This is a genomic window from Sphingobium sp. B11D3B, assembly GCF_025961735.1.
Taxonomy (GTDB): domain Bacteria; phylum Pseudomonadota; class Alphaproteobacteria; order Sphingomonadales; family Sphingomonadaceae; genus Sphingobium.
On the sequence record NZ_JAOQOF010000001.1, the window covers coordinates 64,055 to 88,369 of the forward strand.

Annotated in this window: 24 protein-coding genes; 17 read left to right on the forward strand and 7 right to left on the reverse strand. The window is 64.3% G+C overall.

Annotated features, from left to right (window positions below):
* Positions 1-29 precede the first annotated feature (29 nt).
* Both gntA and M2333_RS00310 read left to right on the forward strand, forming a co-directional pair.
* Positions 30-713, forward strand: a complete 684-nt coding sequence (gene gntA / locus M2333_RS00305) for a guanitoxin biosynthesis heme-dependent pre-guanitoxin N-hydroxylase GntA (RefSeq protein ID WP_264573468.1) — start codon at positions 30-32, stop codon at positions 711-713.
* Entirely contained in the window at positions 713-1,300 is a 588-nt protein-coding gene (locus M2333_RS00310; protein ID WP_264610472.1) for an urea carboxylase-associated family protein, read from the forward strand. Before gntA ends, M2333_RS00310 begins: the two co-directional genes overlap by 1 nt.
* Before the next feature lie 93 nt (positions 1,301-1,393).
* Here the strand turns inward: M2333_RS00310 and M2333_RS00315 are convergent, their stop codons facing one another.
* The 5 genes from M2333_RS00315 to M2333_RS00335 form a co-directional block, all read right to left on the reverse strand.
* Positions 1,394-1,813 carry a hypothetical protein gene (locus M2333_RS00315; protein ID WP_181560458.1) on the reverse strand — a complete coding sequence of 140 codons (420 nt, stop codon included), beginning with the start codon at positions 1,811-1,813 and terminating at the stop codon, positions 1,394-1,396.
* A gap of 101 nt (positions 1,814-1,914) precedes the next feature.
* The gene (locus M2333_RS00320) at positions 1,915-2,037 is read right to left on the reverse strand and encodes a DUF2474 domain-containing protein (protein ID WP_264575118.1); all 123 of its coding nucleotides are present in this window, start codon (positions 2,035-2,037) and stop codon (positions 1,915-1,917) included.
* On the reverse strand, positions 2,034-3,032 hold the full coding sequence (gene cydB, locus M2333_RS00325; protein WP_264610473.1) for a cytochrome d ubiquinol oxidase subunit II: 999 nt from the start codon (positions 3,030-3,032) through the stop codon (positions 2,034-2,036). The genes M2333_RS00320 and cydB overlap by 4 nt, the downstream gene beginning before the upstream one ends.
* On the reverse strand, positions 3,029-4,483 hold the full coding sequence (locus M2333_RS00330; RefSeq protein ID WP_264610474.1) for a cytochrome ubiquinol oxidase subunit I: 1,455 nt from the start codon (positions 4,481-4,483) through the stop codon (positions 3,029-3,031). Before M2333_RS00330 ends, cydB begins: the two co-directional genes overlap by 4 nt.
* A gap of 234 nt (positions 4,484-4,717) precedes the next feature.
* Positions 4,718-7,321, reverse strand: a complete 2,604-nt coding sequence (locus M2333_RS00335) for a TonB-dependent receptor (protein ID WP_181560454.1) — start codon at positions 7,319-7,321, stop codon at positions 4,718-4,720.
* A gap of 333 nt (positions 7,322-7,654) precedes the next feature.
* Between M2333_RS00335 and M2333_RS00340 the strand changes: the two genes are divergently transcribed.
* Together M2333_RS00340 and M2333_RS00345 are read left to right on the forward strand one after the other, a co-directional pair.
* The gene (locus M2333_RS00340) at positions 7,655-8,659 is read left to right on the forward strand and encodes a helix-turn-helix domain-containing protein (RefSeq protein ID WP_264610475.1); all 1,005 of its coding nucleotides are present in this window, start codon (positions 7,655-7,657) and stop codon (positions 8,657-8,659) included.
* A 37-nt stretch (positions 8,660-8,696) separates the two neighbouring features.
* Entirely contained in the window at positions 8,697-9,614 is a 918-nt protein-coding gene (locus tag M2333_RS00345) for a hypothetical protein (RefSeq protein ID WP_264571140.1), read from the forward strand.
* 123 nt (positions 9,615-9,737) lie between these two features.
* Here the strand turns inward: M2333_RS00345 and M2333_RS00350 are convergent, their stop codons facing one another.
* The gene (locus M2333_RS00350) at positions 9,738-11,294 is read right to left on the reverse strand and encodes a carboxylesterase/lipase family protein (protein ID WP_264571139.1); all 1,557 of its coding nucleotides are present in this window, start codon (positions 11,292-11,294) and stop codon (positions 9,738-9,740) included.
* Positions 11,295-11,554: 260 nt separating this feature from the next.
* Here M2333_RS00350 and M2333_RS00355 point away from each other — a divergent pair, with 260 nt between their 5' ends.
* From M2333_RS00355 to M2333_RS00390, 8 genes are all read left to right on the forward strand, one after another.
* Positions 11,555-12,019 carry a MarR family winged helix-turn-helix transcriptional regulator gene (locus M2333_RS00355; protein WP_264571138.1) on the forward strand — a complete coding sequence of 155 codons (465 nt, stop codon included), beginning with the start codon at positions 11,555-11,557 and terminating at the stop codon, positions 12,017-12,019.
* Positions 12,020-12,165: 146 nt separating this feature from the next.
* Positions 12,166-12,474 (forward strand): hypothetical protein, encoded by a 309-nt coding sequence (locus M2333_RS00360; protein ID WP_264571137.1) that lies wholly within the window; start codon positions 12,166-12,168, stop codon positions 12,472-12,474.
* Between the two features lie 44 nt (positions 12,475-12,518).
* The gene (locus M2333_RS00365) at positions 12,519-14,006 is read left to right on the forward strand and encodes a carotenoid oxygenase family protein (protein WP_264610476.1); all 1,488 of its coding nucleotides are present in this window, start codon (positions 12,519-12,521) and stop codon (positions 14,004-14,006) included.
* A 44-nt stretch (positions 14,007-14,050) separates the two neighbouring features.
* Positions 14,051-14,641 (forward strand): nuclear transport factor 2 family protein, encoded by a 591-nt coding sequence (locus tag M2333_RS00370; RefSeq protein ID WP_264610477.1) that lies wholly within the window; start codon positions 14,051-14,053, stop codon positions 14,639-14,641.
* Between the two features lie 136 nt (positions 14,642-14,777).
* Complete coding sequence (locus M2333_RS00375) at positions 14,778-15,437, forward strand: HAD-IA family hydrolase (RefSeq protein WP_264610478.1); 660 nt, start codon at positions 14,778-14,780, stop codon at positions 15,435-15,437.
* Positions 15,434-15,724, forward strand: coding sequence for a hypothetical protein (locus M2333_RS00380; protein ID WP_264610479.1), 291 nt, complete (start codon positions 15,434-15,436; stop codon positions 15,722-15,724). The genes M2333_RS00375 and M2333_RS00380 overlap by 4 nt, the downstream gene beginning before the upstream one ends.
* Positions 15,725-15,732: 8 nt before the next feature.
* Positions 15,733-16,431: an ATP12 family chaperone protein gene (locus M2333_RS00385; protein ID WP_264610480.1), complete on the forward strand. Its 699-nt coding sequence runs from the start codon at positions 15,733-15,735 to the stop codon at positions 16,429-16,431.
* 39 nt (positions 16,432-16,470) lie between these two features.
* The gene (locus M2333_RS00390; protein WP_264573451.1) at positions 16,471-17,391 is read left to right on the forward strand and encodes an ABC transporter ATP-binding protein; all 921 of its coding nucleotides are present in this window, start codon (positions 16,471-16,473) and stop codon (positions 17,389-17,391) included.
* Positions 17,392-17,480: 89 nt separating this feature from the next.
* On the opposite strand, the gene M2333_RS00395 is transcribed toward M2333_RS00390, so the two are convergent.
* On the reverse strand, positions 17,481-18,149 hold the full coding sequence (locus M2333_RS00395) for a PEPxxWA-CTERM sorting domain-containing protein (RefSeq protein ID WP_264610481.1): 669 nt from the start codon (positions 18,147-18,149) through the stop codon (positions 17,481-17,483).
* A 228-nt stretch (positions 18,150-18,377) separates the two neighbouring features.
* Here M2333_RS00395 and nadB point away from each other — a divergent pair, with 228 nt between their 5' ends.
* The 5 genes from nadB to M2333_RS00420 all read left to right on the forward strand — a co-directional run bounded on the left by nadB (position 18,378) and on the right by M2333_RS00420 (position 24,204).
* Positions 18,378-19,982, forward strand: a complete 1,605-nt coding sequence (nadB, locus tag M2333_RS00400; RefSeq protein WP_264610482.1) for an L-aspartate oxidase — start codon at positions 18,378-18,380, stop codon at positions 19,980-19,982.
* A gap of 322 nt (positions 19,983-20,304) precedes the next feature.
* Positions 20,305-21,528 (forward strand): class A beta-lactamase-related serine hydrolase, encoded by a 1,224-nt coding sequence (locus tag M2333_RS00405; protein WP_264593984.1) that lies wholly within the window; start codon positions 20,305-20,307, stop codon positions 21,526-21,528.
* Positions 21,529-21,614: 86 nt separating this feature from the next.
* Positions 21,615-22,655 (forward strand): glycosyltransferase family 2 protein, encoded by a 1,041-nt coding sequence (locus tag M2333_RS00410; RefSeq protein ID WP_264610483.1) that lies wholly within the window; start codon positions 21,615-21,617, stop codon positions 22,653-22,655.
* The gene (locus M2333_RS00415; protein ID WP_181560441.1) at positions 22,652-23,692 is read left to right on the forward strand and encodes a glycosyltransferase family 2 protein; all 1,041 of its coding nucleotides are present in this window, start codon (positions 22,652-22,654) and stop codon (positions 23,690-23,692) included. Before M2333_RS00410 ends, M2333_RS00415 begins: the two co-directional genes overlap by 4 nt.
* Positions 23,689-24,204: a serine O-acetyltransferase gene (locus M2333_RS00420; RefSeq protein ID WP_220128556.1), complete on the forward strand. Its 516-nt coding sequence runs from the start codon at positions 23,689-23,691 to the stop codon at positions 24,202-24,204. The genes M2333_RS00415 and M2333_RS00420 overlap by 4 nt, the downstream gene beginning before the upstream one ends.
* Positions 24,205-24,315 lie beyond the last annotated feature (111 nt).

The following is a 24,315-nucleotide window of genomic DNA, read 5'->3' on the forward strand; positions in this document are numbered from 1 at the left end:
AGACTGAGTAGATAGCGGATATAGGACGGATGCTGATTTCACAGGAGGAAGAAGCGCGGCTGCGCGCCTCTTTCGAGGCGTTTATTATGGACCGGAGTTTTCCGTGCGTGGGGGCCAAATCGGCCCTCTCGCGCGGCACGCTCAACATTCTCGTGGGCTGGTCCATCGACAGCGGCTGGGACGATTTGCGCCTGCATGGCGAATTGATGGCCTGGGCGCAATCCTATGCGAGCGATCCGGGGCTGTTCCGCAGCCTCGCGATCATTTTCGCGCATGCGGCACCCTTGGACGAAAAGGCCTATGAGCAGGCGATGTGGGACCGCCTGCAATCGCTGGCTGACAAGGATGCATGGCTCGGCTTGCCCTATGATGAGCGGGTGAGCCGCGATCCTGACGATCCCCATTTCTCGCTGAGCTTTGGCGGGGAAGCTTTTTTCGCGGTGGGCCTGCATCCGGCGGCAAGCCGCCCGGCGCGGCGTTTCGAGCGGCCGGTGATCGTGTTCAACCTGCACGATCAGTTCGAGCAATTGCGTCAGGAAGGGCGCTACGAAAAGATCCGCGAGACGATCATCGCCCGCGATGTCGATCTTGCCGGTGAGGCCAATCCGATGCTTGCACGCCACGGCACGAGCAGCGAGGCCGCGCAGTATAGCGGGCGGCATGTCGGCGAGGACTGGAAATGCCCGTTCCATGACCCCCGCGAGGTCGCGTGATGGCAGAGCGTATTCCGCCCCGTTCGGGCGTGGCGTTCGAATTGCGTGCCGGCCAGTATCTGACCGTGATCGACCCGGAAGGGTGCCAGGTGGCGGACCTGCTGGCCTATAATCGCGCGGACATCGGCGAGGTGCTCAGCAATGGTCGCACGCTCGATTATGAGGAGACCATTCGGCTGACGACGGGCAACCGGCTGTGGTCGAACCGGTCCAATGTGCTGCTGACGATCGAGCAGGATACGGTCGGCTGCCATGATTTTCTGCTGACGCCGTGCAGCACCGATACCTTCCTGCACTTTTATCCGGACAAGCCGGTCGTTCCGGGCTGTTTCGGCAATCTGGCAGCGGCTCTGGCGCCTTATGGCATCACGGCCGATATGATCCCGGTTGCGTTCAATTGCTTCATGAATGTGCCGGTGGGAGCGGACGGTAAGATCAGCGTTCTGCCGCCGCTCAGCTCGGCGGGCGACCGGATTGTCCTCAGGGCGGAGATGGATCTGATCATCGGCCTGACGGCCTGCTCGGCTTATGCGAGCAATGGCGGGAGCTTTCGGCCGATCGATTATATGGTTGAGGATCTGGTTTAGGGTCGCCGGGTTCCAGGCGTTGACTGCCCAGTCTCCCCTCCTCTGCAGAGGAGGGGCCAAGGTTGCCCCGACGGTCTCTGCCTCGATAAGCGCTTAGCGCAAACGCCGGTCGTTAGCCGTCACGGCGCTGTGATAAGGCGCGAGCATCTTGCCCGGCAGCGCCATCATGGCGACGGTCGTCGCCACATTGCGCTCCATCAGCCGCATCCAGTCGTGGGGCCAGAAGGGCTGGCCAGACGCGAGGCGCTGCATGTCGCGGGCGTTGGCCGCGCCGGTCTGGCGCAAGCGGCGGGCGCCGCGATCCTGCGCGCGAGCCGCCTTGCCGAAGGCGTCGGTCTTTTCCGTCACCATCAGGCTGAGCTCCCGGCCATCGGCCGTGAAGGGGGACTGCCATGCCGCCATGATGATGGGTGTGCGGGCGAGCAGGACATTGTGCGTGCTCACCATCGTTTCGGTCGCCCGAATGCAGGTCTGCGCGAAATCGAACCACATTGAAAAGGGGTTGGCAGTCATGGCGGTGCTCCTGTTGCAGGAGCACAATGAGCGAAAGGCGGATTGGCCCCCGGCGCGCCGGCTGATTATTATCATGCCGGCTACTTAGGCGTGGCGGTGTGTCAGGCAATCCAGAGGCGCAGGACCCAGGCCACGACGCCGAGCACGCACACGCTCGCCAGCCAGATGCCTGCCATCCAGCCGAGGCGCTGCCACAGCGGTGCCTCTTGCGGCGCGCGGGTCAATGATAGCCCTCATGGCCAACCTTGCCCCGGAAGACCCAATAGGACCAGCCGGTATAGGCAAGGATGAGCGGCAGGGTGATCGCGACGCCGACCAGCATGAAGATCTGGCTCTTTTCAGGCGCTGCCGCATCCCAGATGGTGATCTGATCCGGCACGACATAGGGCCAGATGGTGACGCCAAGACCCGCCATGCCGAGGAAGAACAGGGCCAGCGCCAGAAGGAACGGCATCAGTTCGCGCCGCGTCTTGAGCGCGTAGAATAGCGCGCCGGCGACGATGGCGGTGAGCAGCGGCACCTGGCTGGCGAACAGGATGTTCGGCATTTCCAGCCAGCGGGCGCGATAATCGGACAGCAGCAGCAGATTATAGGCGCTCACCGCACCCATGAACAGCAGCGTGGCGATCGCCGCCTTGAAGGCGAGCCGATAGGCGTGCTCCTGCACCTCGCCCTCCAGCTTCCAGATCATCCAGCAGGCGCCCAGCAGGGCATAGCCCGCGACCACGCCGGCGCCGGTGAGCAGGGTGTAGGGCGTCAGCCAATCCCACCAGCTGCCATCATAGGAGCGCCCGGTGACATCGATGCCCTGCAGCAGTGCGCCCAGGATCATGCCTTGCGCCAGCGCGGCGACCACCGAGCCGCCGAAGAAGCACATGTCCCACAAGGCGCGGTGGCCCGGATCGCGCCAGCGGAACTCGAAGGCGACGCCGCGAAAGACGAGCCCCAGCAGCATGGCGATGACGAGCGGGTAGGTGGCCGGCAGAATGATCGCATAAGCCAGCGGGAAGGCGGCCATCAGCCCGCCGCCGCCGAGCACCAGCCAGGTCTCGTTGCCATCCCACACCGGCGCCACGGAGTTCATCGCGCGATTGCGCCCGTGGCCGACCGTGATGGTCGGGAACAGGATGCCGATCCCCAGATCGAACCCGTCCATCACCACATAAGCGAAGACGGCGAAGGCGATGATGAATGCCCAGATGACCGTGAGATCGATCATGAGTCGGCCCTCCCCTGTACTGTCGGCTGAACTGGCGACGTCGACCTGGGGTCGCCTTGTGCAGGGCCGGGTGTGATCCCGGCGGTCCGGATCGGACCGCGTTCGGTCTCCTCCACGCCCGTCTCGCCGGGGTGCGGCGGCATGTTCATGAGCCGCAGGATATACCAGGTGCCTGCGCCGAACACCGCGAAGTAAATGACGACGAAGGCCAGCAGCGAGGCGGCGACGGCCGGCGCGGCGAGCGGCGAGGCCGCATCGGCAGTGCGGAGCAGGCCATAGATCACATAAGGCTGGCGGCCGACTTCGGTCGTCACCCAGCCGGCGATGACGGCGACGAAGCCCGCCGGCCCCATGACCAGCGCGAAGCGGTGCAGCAGCGACCAGTCATACAGGCCCTTGCGCCACCGGGCCAACAGGCTGGTCATGCCCAGCGCGAGCATCAGCATGCCCAGCCCCACCATGATGCGGAAGGACCAGAAGACGACGCCGACCGGCGGACGCTCATCAACGGGAATGGTCTTGAGGCCGTCGATCGGGGCGTGGATGTCGTGTTCCAGGATGAGGGAGGTCATGCCCGGAAGTTTCACGGCATAATCGACCCGCTCTTCCTTGGCGTTCGGCACGCCGAAGAGGATGAACGGCGCGCCATCCGGATAGCTCTCATAATGGCCCTCCATGGCGAGCACCTTGGGCCGCTGATGCTCCCAGCTGTTCAGCCCGTGCATGTCGCCGACGAAAATCTGGATGGGCGCGACCAGCGCGATCATCCACATGGCCATGGAGAACATCTTGCGCGCATGGGCATTGGCGCGATCGCGCAGCAGATGCCAGGCGCCGACCGCGCCGACGACCAGTGCCGTAGTGAGATAGGCAGCGGTCACGGTGTGGACGAGGCGGTAGGGGAAGCTGGGATTGAAGATGATCGGCAGCCAGCTGTCACCGGGGAGGAACTGGTCGTTCGCGCCCATGATGTGGCCCTGCGGCGTCTGCATCCAGCTGTTGACCGACAGAATCCAGAAGGCCGAGACGAAGGTGCCGATGGCGACCATCAACGTGGCGAAGAAATGCAGCTTCTTGCCGACGCGGTTCATGCCGAACAGCATGACGCCGAGGAAGCCTGCCTCCAGAAAGAAGGCGGTGAGGACTTCATAGGCCATGAGCGGCCCGATGACCGGCCCGGCGACATCCGAGAAGACCGACCAGTTGGTGCCGAACTGGTAGGACATGACAATGCCCGAGACGACGCCCATCGCAAAGACGATGGCGAAAATCTTCAGCCAGTAGCGGAACAGGTCGATGTAGACCGACTTGCCCGTCTTGAGCCAAAGCCCTTCGAGAACGGCAAGATAGCTGGCCAGGCCGATCGAGAAGGCCGGGAAGATGAAGTGAAAGCTCACCGTGAAAGCGAACTGGATACGCGCCAGCAGGAGAGCGTCGGCCTCCGCGAACATAGCACTGGTCCCTATATGGTTCCCATGGTCGACGGCTCGTGGCGCGTCGATGGCCGGTCCTACCAGTCTGACGCTGGAGATTGAAGGGTTGCTCGGAACTCTCCGGCAGCGTTGCTCGGAAGCCACAGTTTTTGTTCTGGAATCTTGGGCCGGGTGACACACCGCTCAGGAATGAAGAAGGCCGCGACCAGCATGAGCTGGCCGCGGCCTCCGTTTAAATCGTCGTGAGAAAGATCAGAACTTCTTCTTCACGCTCACAGCCCATTCGCGCGGACGACCGGGCTGGCCATTGGAGTAACCCTGGCCACCGACCGTCTGGTCATAGATGGTCAGCAGATAATATTCGTCGAGCAGGTTGGTCACTTCGAGCGAGACATCGAGATCCTCATCCGCATTACGCCAGGTCAGACGGGCGTTTGCCACGCCATAGGCGTCGATGCGGTTACTCGAGCGGTTGGCCGAGACCGTATAGACCTTGCTCTGGTACGAGGCGTCGATGCGCGGCGTCAGCGAACCGGAATTACCCAGATCGATGCGATACTGCGCGCCGATGCTCCACTTCCACTTGGGCGTGTAAGGCGCATAATCGCCAAACTGCGGGCCATTGAGGTTGGTGGGTCCACCGACGGCCACCGTGGAGGTGCCGGACGTGTAGGTCCCGAACTTCTTGTAGTCGAAGTCGATGTAGCTCAGCGATCCATCAAGCGTCATGCCCTCGACCGGGCGGATGGTGATCTCCGCTTCCAGACCCTTGATGTCGGCATCGCCGGCGTTGACGGGAAGCGCGCAAGGCGCACCGAAGCCAGCCCCGGTGATCGCCGTGCAATTGCTGAGGGTAAGCTGGATTCCCTTATACTTGCTGAGGAAGGCCGCGACGTTGAAGCGTACCATGCGATCGAAAAGATCGGTCTTGAACCCAAGCTCGTACGCGCTCAGCGTTTCCGGCCCGAAGGAGAGGGCCTGCTGGACGAAGAACGGACGGGGATTCACGCCGCCCCCTTTGAATCCGGTGGAAAACTGGGCATAGGCCATGATGTCCGGCGTAAAGGCATATTGCACGTTGGCGCGATAGTCGACGCGATTTCCGCTATACTTGCCCACGGTGCCGTTCAGCGGCAACACGCCGTTCGCCGCAAGCGAGGTCGCATCCAGATAAGGCCGCTGGCGGACATAGGTGTAGGTCTTGGACTCCTCGGTATAGCGAATGCCGCCTGTCAGGGTCAGCTGTTCGACCGGGTTCCACGATAGGTGAGCAAACACAGCCTTGCTGTCTGCATCTACCGGATCGCTCTGCTGGAACTGCAGGCCAGAGGAGCGCAGGTCCTGGAAGGATGTGTAGACCGACTTCTGATCGCTGTAATAGCCGCCCAGGGTGAAGTTGATCTGGTCGTTGACCTTTCCGTTCAGGCGCAGTTCCTGGCTGAAGAAGCGGAAAGTCAGCGGGCCATAGCCGAGGCTGTGGGCCATCGGCGACACGTCGTTGTCGTTGGAGAAGTTGGACGTGTACTCGCGATAGGCGGTGATCGAGTTAAGCTGGAAATTTGGCGAGATTTCCCAGTCGATCTGTCCGGAGAGACCCCAACCCTTGAAACGCACGCGTCCGTCGCCAGAGGCGGCGCGATAGGTGAGCGGCTGACCCCCGACGAGGATCGGCTGGCCGTTCTGACCGATCGCGGTGTCCGCGGGCATGTCATAGGTCGCGAAGTTGCAGTAATTGCCGCAGATGAAGCGGTTGTCATAGGCCAACTGGTTGGCATTGGCGGTATTGCCGATCGGGAACGGGTTGATGTCCCGCTGTGCGGAGGCGGTCGCATAGTTCTGCGCCGGTGAGGAGCCGGGCGCCGGGGTCAGCGGCAGCGGGTAGCGCGGCGAGGCCACCGTGCCATCCGGATAAGTGCGCAGCAGCAGCACCGAGCCGGCCGCGACGCGATCGTCGTCGGTGTAGTCGCCGATAATATTGATATCGATCGTGTCGCTGGGGCGCAGGCGCAGTTGCGCGCGCGCTGCGATGTAGTTGACCTCTCCTTCCTTGGCGAGCACGCAGTCCGGACGATTGGTGCGCGCGGGCACACCGCCGACGGGATTGATCAGCTGCGGAGCGCGGGTGGGATTGGCTGCGGTGGCGAAGGCCGGCGTGAAGGTCGCCGTGCCGCCAGCGGGATACATACAGCCAAAGTCGAGCCGATCGACATAGCCTTCCTGCTTCTTGGCGACGCCGGCAATGCGCATGTCAACGCCCTGTGCCAGATTGAAGTCGGCACTGCCGCGCAGATCGATGCGGTTGCGGCTGCCATAGGCTGCGGCGACATAGCCGGTGTTCGTGCCTTCCGGCTTCTGCGAATAGAGCTTCACCGCGCCGCCGATGGAGTTACGGCCAGCCAGCGTGCCTTGGGGGCCGCGCAGCACTTCCACGCGATCGAGGTCGAGCAGGTCGAGGATCGAGCCGGTGAGCGTGGCGTAATAGACGTCGTCCACATAGAAACCGACGCCCGGTTCGACCGCCGGGTTGAAATCAAATTGTCCGACACCGCGGATGTTAGCGCCGAGCGATGGGCCGAAGGCAGCGCCCTGTGGCTTGAGTGTCACAGAGGGGGCCTGGTTGGCGACCTGGCTGATATCGGTCTGGCTGCGTGCCTCCAGCATCGCCGCATTCACGGCGGTGATAGCGATAGGCGTATCCTGCAGATTTTGCTCGCGAAACTGTGCGGTGACGATGATGTCGCCGTCACTCGCGGCCTGCGTATTGCCCGCCTGCGGCGCGGCATCCTGAGCAAAAGCATTGGTCGACGAGATCAGCGCGATCGCGGACGACAAGAGCGCAAAACGGAACTTTCTCATGACATCTCCCCTGTGTGTAATTTATTTTGTCCTACTATAATTGGGATATCTAAGGATGCGAAGCGCAAAATCGGGACTGGCCGTTTCTTTCGTCCGACCGGTCGAGGGACCCTGATCGGGCAGACCGCCGCCAAATTACGGCAGGCAAAGGCATTTGCCTTCTCCGATGGTGCACGCGGACTTGTTTCATGATGCACGGGCGCAACAGTGGCTGCACTGTAAGCGGCTTGACTTGGAAGCGGTCTCACGAAACAATCTCTCGCAAAGAGATAATGCGGGCGGCCGGTCCCAAGAGGGATGCGAGCGGCCCGGACATGAGGACGGGAGAGGGCAGTGGGCGCAGCGCGCAGAGTCTCGACTGAGGACATCCCAGACCGCGACCGGCTGGGGTTCTGGAATGCCGGCGCCGCGGCGATCGGCGGGGTAGAAGCCGACCGGATCGAGGACCACGCCTTTCAGGGCGTCGTCGTCCGGCGGGCGCTCGGCGATGCCAAGGTCTTTCGGCTCGACACATCCCCGCATCGCGCGGCGTGGACGCGGCGCCTGATTGCCGCAGGTGAAGGCGATCCGCATGTCCGCATCTGGTTTCAGCACCGCGGCTCGACAATCGTCTCGACCCGCCATGGCGAACATATCGTGCGGGCCGGGCAATGGTCTGTGAGCGACGGGCGATATCCCTATGTGGCGACGCATCTGGAAGCCTCGCGCAAGCTGGCGCTGCAACTACCGCTCGGCCGGCTGGCGCGCCATGAGCAGGACGCAATTGCCCGACTGCCCGGTGCGCTGCAGGTCGGGGGCGGTATCGCACGGATGCTGCAGGCCTGCCTGCATAGCGCGATTACCACCACCGCCGAGACGGACGACCGGCTCGATGCCGATCTTGGCGAGACGATGGTCGATTTCATGCGCATGCTGCTGCACGAGCAGCGGCTGGGCAGCGACGTGGCGCCGATGCGCGAACTCACCCAGGACCGCATCCGTGCGTTTGTGCGGCGGAACGTCGGCAATCCCGCTCTATCCGTGGATATGATCGCCCAGGCGATGAAGTGCTCGAAGCGCTATGTGCACAAGGTCTTCAATGGCGACGAGACGATCAGCGAGTATATCTGGGGAACGCGGCTTGAAAGCTGCCGCGCCGCGCTGGCGTCGCCCAAGGCGGCGCAGACGACGCTGACGCAGATCGCCTTCGAGAACGGCTTTAGCAGTTCCGCGCATTTCAGCCGCGCCTTCCGCGAAAAATTCGGCACCGCGCCCAAGGCGTACCGCGCGCAGATGCTGGATGCCGGTTCACGCACGGACAAAACGCGCATGTCCGCCCCGACAAGCGCGGGGACGTGACGATGCTAGGCTGACAGCCGATCGAGTGGAGGGTGTGATGCGGTTGGTTCTGGCGCGTGTGGGAGCATTGATGATGATGGCGATGTCGAGTGGCGCGGTGCAGGCCGAGGCTGGCTGCGACAAAGCCTGCCTGGAAGAGATTATGGGGCAATATCGGGCGGCCTATCTCGCCCATGATGTCTCGGCTGCGCCCTTTGCCGATCATGTGCGCTTCACGGAAAACAATATCGAGATGGCGTTTCCCGATGCGAGTTGGGATACTGTGACGGAGGAAGTCGGCACGGCGCTGACGCTCTCCGACCCGCAGACCGGGCAGGCCGCTGCGTTCATGGCCATCAACCAGAGCGAAATTCCCGGCTATCTCGCCGTCCGGCTGAAGATCGAGAACCGGAAGATTACCGAGGTCGAGCATATGCTCTCGACCAAGCGCAACCTGAGCTCGCCGCCGACGCCGTTTGCGGAGCCCAAGGATTTCATGCGCCCCGCCGACCGTGCAGCGCCGGTCCCTCAGGCGCGCCGCAATAGCCGTGAGGAATTGTTGAGCCTGGGCGACGGCTACTTCCAGACGCTGGAGAATAACATCGGCGAAATCCGCAACACGCGCTTTGCGCCCGATGCGATCCGCTACGAAAACGGCATGATCTTCGGCGACATCGAGAAGGATTTCCGACTGGGTCGCTATGCCTTCAACAATAAGGTCAGGCGGGTGCCGATCCTCGTCGATGAGGAGCGGGGCATTTCCTTGTTCCGCGGCTTCATCGATCACAAGGGCGTTCTGGCCGATTACACCCTGACCGACGGCACGCCGCGTCGATCCATCTTCCGTGAGCCGCATAGCTGGGCGCTGCTGGAAATGTTCAAGATCCAGGGCGGCATGATTACCGGGGTGGAAGCCACGTTCATCACGGCGCCCTATAATGCGACGTCGCCCTGGGGGCCGGGCAACGGGAAGTAGGCGCGGACCTAAGAGGCGTATCGAAGCATCGTTTCGAAGGGCCGACCCTTCGATACGCCGCTTCGACAAGCTCAGCGGCTACTCAGGACGAACGGGTAGAATGTCCTTACGGTCCCCGCGTGCCTAGCCTTCCACCAGATCGCCCATGATCTCGCGCGCGAGCCCGCCTGCGTCGGGCTCCACGCGGCACGACTGGTCGAACAGCATCGTCGCGCGGGTGCTCCGCTGATAGGCGGGCCAGTGCGGCAATCCGCTCGCTTGATCATTGGGATCGCCATTGGTGGCGAAGGCAACCCAGGCGCTGCTCATCTTGGCCGCGAGCGTGGTCGGGGCATCGCCTTCACCCAGCAGTGCTCGGGCGGACTGCGGCGTATTCAGAATGAACGGCGTCTCCATGGTGTGAAGGGCGCCCAGCTTCCCGCCGAGCGCGGGGCTCTGATAATCGAGCCGGTACATGAAGGCGGGCGCGCCTTCCTTGCGCTCGGCCTGCGCGATGATCGGTGCCTGGATGGAATAGTCGCTGAACACCTGGAGGAAGAGCCGGCTCGGCGTGGCCTCGGGATAGGCCTGCCGGTAGCGGCTGAGGACTCTGCCGGTGCGGTCGCCGAGAAACGCCTGGGAGCGGGCCTCGAGGCCGGCCTCGTCCAGCGTGAAGGCGCCGGGATCATTGCCCCAGAAGAAGCTCATTTCCTGCGCGTTGCAGCCGATGAGCATGGGGATGGCGTTGGTGAGCGGCGCCGCGCGGGGCGAGAAGGGGTGTTGCGGGAGCAACAGCGGATCGAGCACCGGCGCGAAACAGGGCAGATGCGTGAAGTTGCGCGGCTTCAAATCGTCCGCCACCGCATGATAGCCTGCAAGCAGGGTCTGCACGGGCAGGGTGAGCAGGCTCTGCCAGTTGTCGCGCGGGATGTTCAACCGGTGCAGCAGCCGGTCCGTCGCGGCCGCCGCACCGTCCCGCTCCATGAAGCGCAGCGCCGGGCCGCTCTGCACGCCGGCACGGTGGATTAGGCCCTGTGCGGCGGGGCTGCTCATCAGGAAGCTGGTCTTCATTCCGCCGCCGGAGGTGCCGAACACCATGATGCGCGCCGGGTCGCCGCCGAAATTCTCGATATTGTCGCGGATCCAGCCGAGCGCGGCGATAATGTCCTGCATCCCTGCATTGCCGGCGTGCGCGAATTCGTCGCTCTCCGTCAGGCCGGCGAGGTGGGTGTAGCCAAAGGCATTGAGGCGATGGTTGAGGCTGACGAATACGACATCGCCGCGCGCCGCGAGCTTGCTGCCGTCCACCGCCGAGCCTGAGCCGCCATAAAAGAAGCCGCCATGAAGCGAGACCATCACCGGGCGCTTGCCGCCATCGCGCAGGCCGCTGGTCCAGATGTTCAGGAACAGGCAGTCCTCCGATTCCGGGACCGGCGGGGGTGCGGGCGGCGCATTGGCCGGGCGCGGCAGTTGCGCAAGGATGACATAAGGCGGGCCGGGCGGCGGATTGGGGTTGGATTGCGGTGCGCTGGCCCCGAATGCGAGCGCATCGGTAATGCCCGTCCAGCCCTCCGGCGCGACGGGCGGGCGGAAGCGCTCGGCCCGCGCATAGCGAATGCCGCGAAACGCCATCACATCGCCTTCGAGGCGGCCGCGCAGGCGCCCATATTGCGTGTCGGCAATCGGTTCGGATGATGTCATCGCAAAAGCCTTTGGCAGAATGATGGCGGGAGCGGTCGTGGCAGCAAAGACGGCTTTCAATGCCGTTCGTCTGCTGACGCCGGGGTGAGCGGGCATGGCAGGCTCCTCTGGTTCGCCTCATTCTAGGAACTCCGGCCCGCTCGCAATTTGCGGACAGGGAACTCTTGTTCGTCTGCCGGTGAACTGGGCGCTCGAAGATCGCCCCCGCGCGCGCATGAGGGTCGACAGGGCGCATTGCTCGCGCCAAGGCTGGAGCGGACATGAGCGAGGCGGCGGTGGAACGAACAGAGCAACTGAAAGAGAGGGGCTTCCAGTTGGCCGGGCTGGAGCACACCTTCGGCTTTTTGCTCCATGCGGCCTGGCGCGATGCCTCGACGACGTTCAACCGCTTCTTCGCCGGCACGGACATGACGCCGAGCGCTTATTCCGTTCTCCTGCTGATCCACAGCAACCCCGGTTGCGCGCCCGGCGACCTCTCGGAGATCATGGGCATCACCTCCAACAATATGACGCGCCTTCTCGACGATCTGGTCAAGCGCGGCTTCGTGGCGCGGGAGGTGAGCGAAGCGGATCGGCGCGTGCGCCTGCTGCGGATGACGGCGGCGGGTACGGATTTCTTGGCCGAGGTGCGGCGTTGCCACGATGCCTATGAGGCGCATTTCGATGCGCGCATCGGGCAGGAGCGGATCGCCCAGCTTTGCGAGCTCTTGCGCCGGTTCGGCTGACCGCCTGCTGCCGGACGTGGCGCAAGGCGGTTTGGCCACCCGCGGCTTGTTCCCGGCAATGCAAAGCACGATGCGTCGCCAGTAAAGCCCCGCGGGGCCGGCCCTTCTAACGATCATGTGCAATTGCAGGAGAGCAGCACGTGTCGGTGGAGTCGGACAATCGGGAGCATCGTCCCCGGTTGGCGCATGAACTGGGGCTTCTGGCCAGCCGCCGCCAGATGTTGCGCGGGGCGTGCGTGGGCGCCTTGCTGATCGGCGCGGGCGGCTCCGCCGTGCTGGCGCGCGCGAGCGGAACCACCCGGATGGACGCCGTGCTGTCCTTCCATTCCAACGAACCGTGGCTGGACCGCACCGGCCGCGCCGCGCCCTGGCACCCGCCGCAGGGGTGCCGCAGCGGCGAGGGCCTGGAGCCGCTGTCCGACGAGATGCTGCGCAGAGTGAATTGTTATGTCTGAACGGGTCTGCCGAGATGTGCGGCGGCCCTTGACCGGAGGTTCAAGTGGTCGATTTTTCTTCTGATCCGGCCAAGCGCGGCTTCTTTTCCCCGCAGCGCTATGATGCCGAGATTCTCGAGTGCGAGGTGCAGGGCACACTGCCCGCCGATCTGGTGGGCACCTTCGTGCGCCTGGGGGGCGAATGGTATTATCCGCCGAGCAAGCCGGACGATGCGATGCTGCATACCGACGGTTATGTCAGCACCTTCCGGTTCAAGGATGGGCGCGTCTCCTACAAAGGCAAGTTCGTCCGCACGCCGCGCTTCCAGGCCAATCTCAAGGCGGGCCGGCAACTCTTTGGCTATTATCGCAATCGCTTTACCGACGATCCCAGCGTGCAGGGTATCGACGGCACCGTGTCCAACACCACCCCGCTGGTGCATGGCGGCAAGCTGTTCACGCTCAAGGAGGATTCGCTGCCCCAGCAGATCGATCCGGTGACGCTGGACACGATCGGCGCGTGGGATTTCGACGGCAAGTACAAGAGCCAGACCTTCACGGCGCATCCCAAGATCGACCCGTTCACCGGCGAGATGATCGCTTATGGCTATGAGGCGACGGGGCCGGCCTCCAGGGACGTGTTCGTCTACGCGATGGACAAGGCGGGCCGGGTGACGCGCGAGACCCGGTTCGAGGTGCCCTATGTCTCGGTGATGCATGACATTGCCTTGACCGAGAAGCACATCCTCTTCCCGTTCGGCGGCTATGTCACCAGCATGGAGCGCTTGCGCGAAGGCAAGGTTCACTGGGGGTGGGACCGCAGCAAGGACAGCTACATCGGCATCATGCCGCGCGATGGCAACGGCAAGGACATCCGCTGGTTCAAGGGCCCAGAACGGTGCATGATGCACACGTTCAACGCGCAGACCATCGGCAACAAGGTCGTGCTCTACGCCCCCTTCTACGATTCCAATTTCTTCCCCTTCTTCCCTAATGTCGATGGCTCTCCCTGGGACCCGACGCGGGCAAAGGCCTATGTCCGCCGCCTGACCTTCGACCTGAATTCCAAGAAGGATAGCTGGGAGGAGGAGATTCTGTTCCCGCTACCCATCGGCGATCTGGGGCGGATCGATCCGCGTTATCTGACGCAGGAGAACCGCTACTGCTTCACGGGCTTCACCGATCCGACCCGGCCGTTCGACGAGGCGCGGGCGGGCAATCTGCGCGGGCGCGTGACGAACAGCTATGCCCGGTTTGACCTGCATACGAACAAGGTCGATCGCTATTTCCCGGGGGATACGCACAGCCTGCAGGAGTGCTGCTTCATTCCTCGCAATGCCGACGCGCCGGAGGGCGATGGCTATCTGATTGGCACGGCTTCCAATTATGCGGAGATGCGCTCCGAGCTGATCATTGCCGATGCGCAGCGGCTGGAGGAGGGCGAAATCGCCCGCGTGATCCTGCCGTTCCGCGCAGGTCCGCAAGTCCACGGCATCTGGGTGCGGTCGGACGAACTGGCGCCCTTTCCAAAAGCAGGAGGCATCGATGCGTGATGAGACCGAGGCCCTTGAGGCTGCAAAAACAGGAGGAGAGAGATATGGCCATGACGAGACTGCGGTGCCTGGCTTTGACGGCCGTAGCGATGGGGCTGGCCATGACCGGTAATGCCCAGGCTCAGAGCCTTTCGGCGGAGGACTATGCGGTCGCGCGCGCCGAGATCGTCAACCTGTCGAACCGGCTCATGATCGCGTCCGACGCGCGGGATGCCGAGACCTATGCCGAGAGCTTCGCCAGTGACGGCGTGCTGGACTGGATCGGCGGGGTGGAACATGGGCGCGAAGCGATCCGCAAGGCCATCGAGGAGTGGCGCGGCCAGATCGCGAAAAAGGCGACGATTCCGGCGGACGCCGGTTCGCAGCCGCGCACGCGCCATTATGTGCTCAACCACGACATCACGGTGAACCCGGACGGCAAGACCGCGTCGGGCCGCGTGTATTGGTTCGCGCTGACGAACAATACGCCCCAGACCGATGTGCAGGTGCTCTACTTCGGCCATGTCATCGAGGATTATGTGAAGGAAGACGGCAAATGGCTGTTTTCCAAGCGCGCGGTGTTCAACGAATCCCGCCACAATCGGGCATTGTTCTACCCCGAGTTGGGCGAGAAGGACCCGCGGCAATCGGACTGAGCGGCTGTGCTGAGCGTGCGCGGTGCCCGCAAGGGCGGCCATCGCTGGCCTTGCGTGCCTCGGGCGCGTCTGGCACGGGCGGCTGGACGGTCTGCCCGTCCAGCCACACCCGCCTGATCCGGATGCCTCGCCTGTCATGAGCCTGCGTCTTGCCATTTTCGATTGCGATGGAACGCTGGTCGATAGCCAGCACAGCATCGTCGAGGCCATGGATGGCGCGTTTCGTGCGGTATCGCTGGTGCCGCCCGACCGCCAGCAGTGCCTCTCTGTCGTGGGCCTCTCCTTGCCTTATGCGATTGCCCGGCTGGTGCCCGACGGATCGGACGCGCTGCGCGACGAAATTTGCGACCATTATAAGCTGCGCTTTCAGCATCTCCGCGCCTCTGGTGGGCTGCGCGAGCCGCTATACCCCGGCATCGCCGATCTGCTGGATCGGCTCGAAGCGCAAGGCTGGCTGCTCGCCATCGCCACCGGTAAATCGGAGCGGGGCTTGCGGCTGCTGCTCGAGCATCATGGCATGGCCAAGCGCTTCATCTCGCTGCAGACGGCGGATCGCAATCCCTCCAAGCCGGACCCGGCGATGATCGGCGCGGCGCTTGCCGAGGCGGGCGTCGAGCGGGACAGTGCCGTGATGATCGGCGATACCAGCTTCGATATGCTGATGGCGCGAGCGGCCGGGGTCGAGGCGCTGGGCGTGGCTTGGGGCTATCATCGCGCCGAAGAGCTGATCGAGGCCGGTGCCGCCTCCGTGGCCATGGACAGTGCCGAGCTGGCGCGCCATATCGGCCTTTCATGACAGAGACGACACCCAAGAGCGCCGGTCCGAACCCGTCCGACGCCGCAGCGCAGGCCCGCCGTGCGGCCGCAGCCAAGCAGCGCTTCTATGCGATCAGCCTGTTCCGGCTGTCCGGCGCGTTCATCCTGCTGTTCGGCATGGCAATCTCGCTGGAGCGGTTCGATTGGGTGCAGGGCGACAAGGCGAAGTGGATGGGCGTGATCGTCTCCACCGTTGGCTTCATCCAGTTTCTCATCGTGCCCCGGATGCTGGCGCGCGCGTTCGCGACGCCGAAGGACAAAGGCTGAGCCCCGACATGAAGCGGTTCTGGACTTCCGCGCAGGCGATCGCGAGCGAGGACGGCTGGTCGATCGGGCTGGACGGGCGCCCGGTGCGCACGCCCGCGCGCGCACTGCTGGTCGTGCCCGGTGCGGCGCTGGCGCAGGCGATTGCCGAGGAATGGAACGGGCAAGGCGAGAAGATCGACCCCGCCACCATGCCGATGACCGGCTTTGCCAATGCGACGATCGACCGTGTGCTGCCGGCGCTGGGCGACTTTCGCGGGCAGGTGGCCGCTTATGCCGAGAGCGATCTGCTCTGCTACCGCGCAGATGGACCGCAGACACTGATCGCGTGGCAGGAAGCCCAATGGCAGCCCTTGCTCGACTGGGCTGGCGAGCGCTTTGGCATCGCCTTCGTCGTCACGCAGGGCATCATCCCGGTGGATCAACCGGCGCTGACATTGGCGGGCCTGCGCGCCGCCGTCGAAGCGCTCGATCCTTGGCTACTCGCAGGCTTTGCCACGCTCGTGCAGATCAGTGGCACGCTGGTCGGTTCGCTCGCGCTGATGGAAGGCAGGCTGTCGGCGCAGGATATGTTTGCAGCGGCGAGCCTGGATGAGGCCTGGCAGGCCGAGCAATGGGGCGAGGATGCCGAAGAGAGCGCGCGGCTCGCACGTCGTCGCACAGATTTCCTCAACGCGGCGCGCTTTTGCGCGCTGGCGGCCGAGCGCTGAGCGTTCCCTTGCTCCGCGATTTGGTCTAGGGCGCGAACCATGACGCAAGCCGCTCTCGAAATTCAGGATCTCTGCAAGACCTACAAGGGCGGCAAGCGCGCGCTGGACGGCGTGAACCTCACCGTGCCGCGCGGCAGCATCTACGGACTGCTGGGCCCCAATGGCGCCGGCAAGTCGACGATGATCAACATCCTCGCCGGGCTGGTCAACAAGACCAGCGGCACGGCGCGGATCTGGGGGTTCGACATCGACAAGGATGCGCGCAACGCGCGGCTCTCGATCGGCATCGTCAATCAGGAAATCCTGTTCGATCCTTTCTTCACGCCGCTGGAAACGCTGGAAAATCAGGCCGGCTATTATGGCGTGCCCAAGGCGGAGCGGCGCTCGATGGACCTGCTGCGCGCGGTGCATCTTGAGGACAAGGCATCGGCTTATTCGCGCACGCTGTCGGGCGGCATGAAGCGGCGGCTGATGGTCGCCAAGGCGATGGTCCATGCCCCGCCGATCCTCGTGCTGGACGAGCCGACGGCAGGCGTGGACATCGAGCTTCGCCAGCAGCTCTGGTCCTATGTCCGCTCGCTCAACGCGCAGGGCGTGACGATCGTGCTTACCACCCACTATCTGGAGGAAGCCGAGGAGCTGTGCGATCGCATCGCGATCATCAATCACGGCCGGCTGATCGCGGACAAGCCGACGCGCGAACTGGTCGGCATGGCGCGGGAAAAGGTGGTGGAAGTCACCGTCGACCGCGACCTCGGCACGCTGCCCGCGCATGACCGGTTCGAGCGGGTCGAGCGGTCCGACGCGCGGAGCCTCAAGATCACCTATCTCAAGGACAAGGCCACGGCGGGCGATGTGCTCAATGTCGTGCAGGCGCAGGGCTATAGCATCGTGGACGTCTCCACGCACGATCCCGACCTTGAAGACGTCTTCCTGACTCTCACCCGCGCGGACGGTTGAAGAAACCTCTCACGCGTCAGACATGATGCGCAAAATGAAGGCCGCCGATTTGCACCGGCGGCCTTTCATGTGTTCAGACTGAGCGAGGCTCAGGCGAAGCTGGTCGAAACCCGACGACGACGCAGCTGAATGCCGGCGAGCGCGAAGCCACCGATCATGAGAGCCCAGGTCGCCGGCTCGGGAACCGCAGCCATCGACACATTGTCGACCACGAAGTCGGCTGCCGTGCTGCCGTCACCGAAGAAGTTGAACTTCAGATTGGCCGGGCCGCTGTTCGTCGCGGTGAACTGCGTCGTGAAGGTGTACCAGGTCTGCGGCGTGGTGCCGCTCACGCTGCCCGCCGTGAGGCTCAGCCCAGCCGGCACGTCGTCGATCAGGAACTGGAGCGAGGCGTCGAACGGGTTGCCATAGCCATTCAGCGGCACGAAATAGTCGAACGACAGATAGTAGCTCACGCCGGCAACTACGTTCACGCTCTGCGAGAGCGAGTCAGGGTTGGCCGTGTCGGACGAGAAATAGGCGCCATAGGTGCCGCCGCCAGCCGGGGCGGGAATGGATTCGCCATAGGCACCGGTCGGGTAACCCGAGCCCTGACCATAAGCGATCACCACGGGAGCCGTGCCGCCGCCGACATTGCTCAACGACCAGCCGCTGAAGCTGCCCGACTCGAAGCCACCATTGGTGACGAGATTGGCCGCCATGGCGGGGCCAGTCAGGGCGAGCGCGACAGCCGTCCCCAGAAAATAAAGTGATTTCATGATCTTTTCTCCCACACGCAAACGCACAAGGCGTCACACGAGGCTTTGTACTCCATTTCGCGATATATTTCCTCTTCGTTAACTATCTTCCCGTGAGCTTCCGCCGAATAATCGGAAAGATCGTTCTCGATCAGTCTATTACGAGCTGCCGCATTGCAAAGCGCCGCGCGCAGGCTAGGACACGGCATTGCGCGCCATTCCACCACGCGGCCGCTCGGGACTTTGTGCATGACCATTTCCACGCATGACATCATCATCATCGGATCGGGCGCGGCCGGCCTGACCGCCGCCATTAACCTGGCGCAGACCCACAAGGTGCTGGTGCTCGCCAAGGGCGCGCTCGATTCCGGATCGACCAACTGGGCGCAGGGCGGCATCGCGGCGGTGCTCGATGGCGGGGACAGCTTTGCGGCGCATGTCGAGGATACCATGGTCGCCGGCGCCGGACTGAACGACCGGGCGACGGTGGAGTTCGTCGTATCGGAGGCACCTGCCGCGATCGAGCGGCTGGCGGCACTGGGCGTGCCGTTCAACGCGGGCGAGGCCTTTGGCGAGCGCTGGCATCTCACGCGCGAGGGCGGGCATTCGCACCGCCGCATCGTGCATGTCGATGATGCGACCGGCCACGCGGTGCAGGTCGCGCTGATGGCGGCCGCGCGCGCCAATCCGAACATCACCCTGATGGAGAATATGGTCGCGATCGACCTGATCACCTCCCGTCATGGCGAGCGCTATTCCGGCGATGGCCGGGTGTGGGGTGTCTATGCGCTCGACAGCAAGGCCGGGCGCGTGGAAGCCTTTGTGGGTCGGGCGACGATCCTCGCGACGGGCGGGGCAGGCCGCACCTATCTGTTTTCCACCGCGCCACGTGGCGCGACCGGGGACGGGATCGCTATGGCCTGGCGGGCCGGCTGCCGCGTCTCCAACATGGAGATGATGCAGTTCCATCCCACTTGCCTTTACAATCTGGAGGTCAAGAACTTCCTGATTACCGAGGCGATGCGGGGTGAAGGCGGCAAGCTCAAGCTTCCCGCGGGCGTGCCCGGTGGCGGCGAGCGGTTCATGGACCGGTTCGATCCGCGCGGTGAACTCGCGCCGCGCGATGTCGTGGCCCGCGCCATCGACCATGAAATCAAGCGGCTTGGGCTGGATTATGTCCATCTCGACATCAGCCACCAGCCGCCCGCGTTCATCAAGGAGCATTTCCCGACCATCTATGCGCGGCTGCTGAGCCTGGGTATCGACATCACCAAGGAGCCGATCCCGGTGGTGCCGGCCCAGCATTACACCTGCGGCGGCGTGGTGATCGATCTTGATGGCCGCACCGACCTGCCAGGCCTGTATGCAGCGGGTGAGGTGACGGAAAGCGGCCTGCATGGCGCCAATCGCCTTGCCTCCAACTCGCTGCTCGAATGCTTCGTCTTCGGCGAGGCCGCCGCCAATCACATCCGCGCGACATGGGCAGATCTGCCCGCCCCGCCGCCGATCCGGGCGTGGGACGAAAGCCGTGTGACGGACAGCGACGAGGAAGTCGTCGTGACCCATAACTGGAAGGAAATCCGCCGGTTCATGTGGGATTATGTCGGCATCGTCCGTTCGACCAAGCGGCTGGAGCGGGCGCAGCACCGCGCCGACCTGCTCGCGCGCGAAGTGGATGACTATTACGGCAATTTCCGCGTGACGTCCGACCTCATCGAGCTGCGCAACCTGCTCGAAGTCGCCCGGCTGATCATTCGCAGCGCGCTCAAGCGCAAGGAGAGCCGCGGCCTGCATTACACGCTCGATCATCCCGACATGCTGCCGGAGGCGGTCGACACGGTGCTGGTGCCCTGACGTCAGAATGAGCAAAAAAAGGGCGCGATGGCCAGGCCGTCGCGCCCTGAGGTTCTGACTAGGAGGGAAAACAGCAGAGCTGCCTTCAACGCTTCGACTGCGGATCGTCGCGTCACAATGTTTATGGGCGATGCCGGCAGTGCGCGCTTTGACAGAGATCAAACCGTTGCGATTTGCAATAATTAGGGCAGCGCTTGTTCCCGCGACATCCTCACTTTGTCGCAAAAGGGATTCGGTACACCGCAACTGATCGCTTCGTTCTGGAATTATGCGCAGGGCTCGGTCAGTATATCCCTATGTTCGGCAAGGAAGATTTCAGCGCGTGAGGCAGGGTCTGGGGCCATTGTCGGCGGCGCTCGCGGTGCTTGCATTGGCGAGTTCGTGCACCGCCATTCCGTCATCGACACATCCAAGCGCGCGGATCGCGGCGCCGGCGCAGCCCGCCGTCCGCTACGCGCCGCCGCGTGAAGTCGTGCAGCCGGTCCCGCAGCAGGCCGCCGTTCAGCGGGTGCAGCGCGGCGGCACGGTGAGCGCGCCCTGGCTGCCCAATCGCAATGCCGTTCCCACGCCGCGCGTGCCGGTCACGGCGGCGCCGCCCGCGCTGGTCGCCAGCATTCAGGCGCTCGGGCGCCAGTTCAATGGCAAGGTCGGCATCGCGGTGCAGAGCGTGGATGCGGGGTGGACCGTCTCGCACAATGGCGATCTGCTCTTCCCGCAGCAGAGCGTCTCCAAGCTGTGGGTGGCGATGACCATGCTCGATGCCGTCGACCGCGGCAAGCTGACGCTGGACCGGGATGTCACCATCCGTCCGTCCGACCTGACGCTCTTCCATCAGCCCATCGCGGCGCTGGTGAACAGCGAGCAGGGTTATACCACCTCGCTGCGCAGCCTGTTCGAGCGGGCGATGACGCAGAGTGACAATACCGCGAACGATTCGGTTTTGCGCACCGTTGGCGGGCCGGACGCCGTGCGCAGCTATCTGGCGCGGCGGTTTATCGGAACGGACAGCATCAGGTTCGGCCCCGGCGAGCGGCTGTTGCAGAGCCAGACGGCCGGGCTGACCTGGTCGCAGAACATGTCCGCCGGGCGCAATTTCTATGCCGCGCGGTCCAACCTGCCGCGCTCCGTGCGCGAGCGGGCGCTCGACAGCTATCTGGCCGATCCGCCCGATGGCGCGGCGCCGCTGGCCATCGTGGGCGCGCTGGCGCGGCTCCAGAAGGGGGAGATGCTCTCGCCATCTTCGACGCAGATTCTGCTGGCGACGATGGAGCGCGCGAAGACCGGTCCGCAGCGGATCAAGGCCGGCGTTCCGGCGGGCTGGACCTATCTCCACAAGACCGGCACCGGGCAGGATCTGGCGCCGCGTTCGACCGGCTATAATGATGTCGGCATCATGACCGCGCCGGATGGCTCGAGCTATGCGATTGCGGTGATGATCGGCGAGACAACGGTGGGCATTCCACAGCGCTGGGAGCTGATGCAGGCGGTCTCCCGTGCGGTCGGCACGCTGCATCAGGGCGGCGCCCGCTACAGCGCCGCGCGCTGACCATAGCTTTCGTTTAGGAAATGCCGCTAAGAGCGGGGCGGGGTGGCGTCGACCGCGCCGGCCCATGATGCCTTATCGGAACCGACATGCCTGCCACTTCTCCTTCCGATCTCGCGATCGTCATCGTCAATTACCGGACGGCGGATTATGTCATCCGTTGTGTGGACTCGCTCGTTGCGGAACGGGCGCAGGCAGGGCCGTTCGAGGTCATCGTGGTTGACGGTGGCTCGGCTGACGGGTCGGCAGAAAAACTCACCGAGCATTTCGCTCAACCTGAGTGGCAGGATTGGGTGACGGTGCTGCCGCTGGAGCGCAATGGCGGCTTTGGCTGGGCCAATAATCAGGCGATGTTGCGCCTGCTCCAGCGCCCGGCGCCGCCGGCCTTCATTCATGTGCTGAATCCCGACACGCTGGTCCAGCCCGGCGCGATTACGGCCTTGCTGGATGCCTTGCGCGCCCGCCCGCGCGCCGGGGCCGTTTGCAGTCGCTTGTTGGAGCCGGATGGCGCGCTGGCCGGCTCCGCCTTTCGCTTCCCGACGCCGGGCCGGGAGTTCGTTCGGGGATGTGGCATGGCCAAGCTCGGGACGATGCTCGGCATTGCACCGACTTTGGTCGAGGGTGAGGTGCCTGTCGCGGCAGACTGGCTCACCGGCGCCAGCGTCCTGTTCCGCAGTGCCGCGCTTCGGGAGACCGGATTGTTCGACGATGGCTTCTTCCTCTATTTCGAGGAAGTCGAGCTGATGCACCGCATGGGCCGCGCGGGATGGGAGATGTGGTTCGTGCCGGGCAGCCGCGTGATCCATATTGCCGGGGCCGCCACGGGCGTCGCGAGCGGCGCGCAGGTCGCGGTGCGACCCTATCCGGCTTATCGTTTCGAGGCGCGGCGGCGTTATTTTGTGCGCACCGGCGGCGTTGCGCGGCTGTTCAGTGCCAACCTTGCGTGGCTTGCCGGGCGGGCGCTGGCGCTCGCCTCGCGCCCGTTGCGTGGGCCGAGGGCCGACGCCGTTCCGCAGGAGGTGTCGATGACCTTGCGGCATGGCTTCTGGCCCAAGCGGGCGGATGGGCGCGCCTCCATCCCCCGGTGGGATGAGCCAGCAGGTCGTGCGCCGGCCTGGACCGCGCCATGAGCGTCGTGGCGCCGCGCACGGGCATCGTGGCGATTGGCCGGAACGAAGGCGAGCGCTTGAAGCGCTGCCTCAGAAGCGCGCCGGCTGATTGTCCGGTGATCTATGTCGATTCGGGTTCGACGGATGGCAGCATCGCCTTCGCGCGGAGCCTCGGCATTGGCGTGGTGGAGCTGGATGTCGCGACGCCTTTCACTGCGGCGCGTGCGCGCAATGCCGGATGGCGGCGCCTGCTGGCGGATCATCCCACGCTCGATTTCGTTCAATTCGTCGATGGCGATTGCGAACTTGCGCCGGACTGGATCGGTCGGGCCGAACAGGCGCTGGATGCCGAGCCGGGACTGTGCGCGGTCTTCGGGCGGCGTCGCGAGCGCTTCCCCGCTGCCAGCTTCTACAACGCGCTGTGCGACGATGAATGGAATGTCCCCGTTGGGCTGGTCGAGGCCTGTGGGGGCGATGTGCTGTTCCGCGTGGCGGCGCTGTCGCAAGCCGATGGCTATGACGGCAGCCTGATTGCCGGCGAAGAGCCTGACCTTTGCCTGCGTCTTGGTGGGATGGGCTGGCAGGTGCGGCGGATCGACGCGGAAATGACGCTGCACGATGCCGACATTCACCATGCGCGCCAACAATGGCTGCGTGCGCGCCGGGCCGGCTATGCCTTTGCCGAGCATGTCGCGCGTCATGGCGATGCGGCATTTCCGAGCTGGCGCCGCCAGCGCAACAGCATCCTGCTGTGGGGCGGTATGATCCCGCTCCTCATCCTGGGCGCGATCCTGCTCGGGCTGGTATCGGGCGTTGCGCCGTTGATCTGGGCTGCGCTTGCGATGCTGCTGATGTATCCCGCTCAGGTCGTGCGGATCGCGGCCCGCAAGCGCGCGGCGGGGTCGCCCCTGCGCTTCGCCATGGGCTATGGTCTGTGGATGATGCTCGGCAAGTTCGCGCAATTCGGCGGCTTGGCGCGCTATCATCTGCGCGCGCGGGGGGGAGGGCCGGCCCGGCTTATCGAATATAAGGGCGCAGAAGGGAGTGCGCGGCCATGAGCTTCAAAGACATGTGTCAGCTCGTGCGCGAGGATTATGCGGCGCATGGGCGCGAATGGACCCGGCCGGGTTTCCGCACCTTGTTCTGGCACCGGTTCGGCAACTGGCGGATGACGGTGCGCTCCAAGCTGCTGCGGGGGCCGCTCAGCATGATCTATCGCTGGGGCTACCGGCATTGCCGCAATGTCTATGGCATCGAGATTCCCTACACCGCGACGATCGGTCGGGGCGTGATCGTCGAGCATCAGGGCGGCATCGTGGTGCACGGGGCCAGCATCATTGGCGATGGCTCGATCATTCGGCAGAACTGCACGCTGGGCTTGCGGTCCTTGCAACGGCTTGATGAAGCCCCGATTATCGGGCGGAATGTGAACATCGGCGCCGGTGCCGTGATCATGGGCCGCGTGACGATTGGCGATGGCGCCGCCATTGGCGCGAACGCGGTGGTGATGACGGATGTGCCCCCCGGTGCTCTCGCGGTCGGCGTCCCGGCGGTGGTGAAGGTCCGCTAGGCGCTTTTCTTGCCAACCAGTCCGCACACAGCTATAGCCACCCCCTGACGATGGCGGCCTCGCACGGGCCGCCTTTTTCTGTTTGAAAAGCCGTGCGAGGAAGGAAGAGTA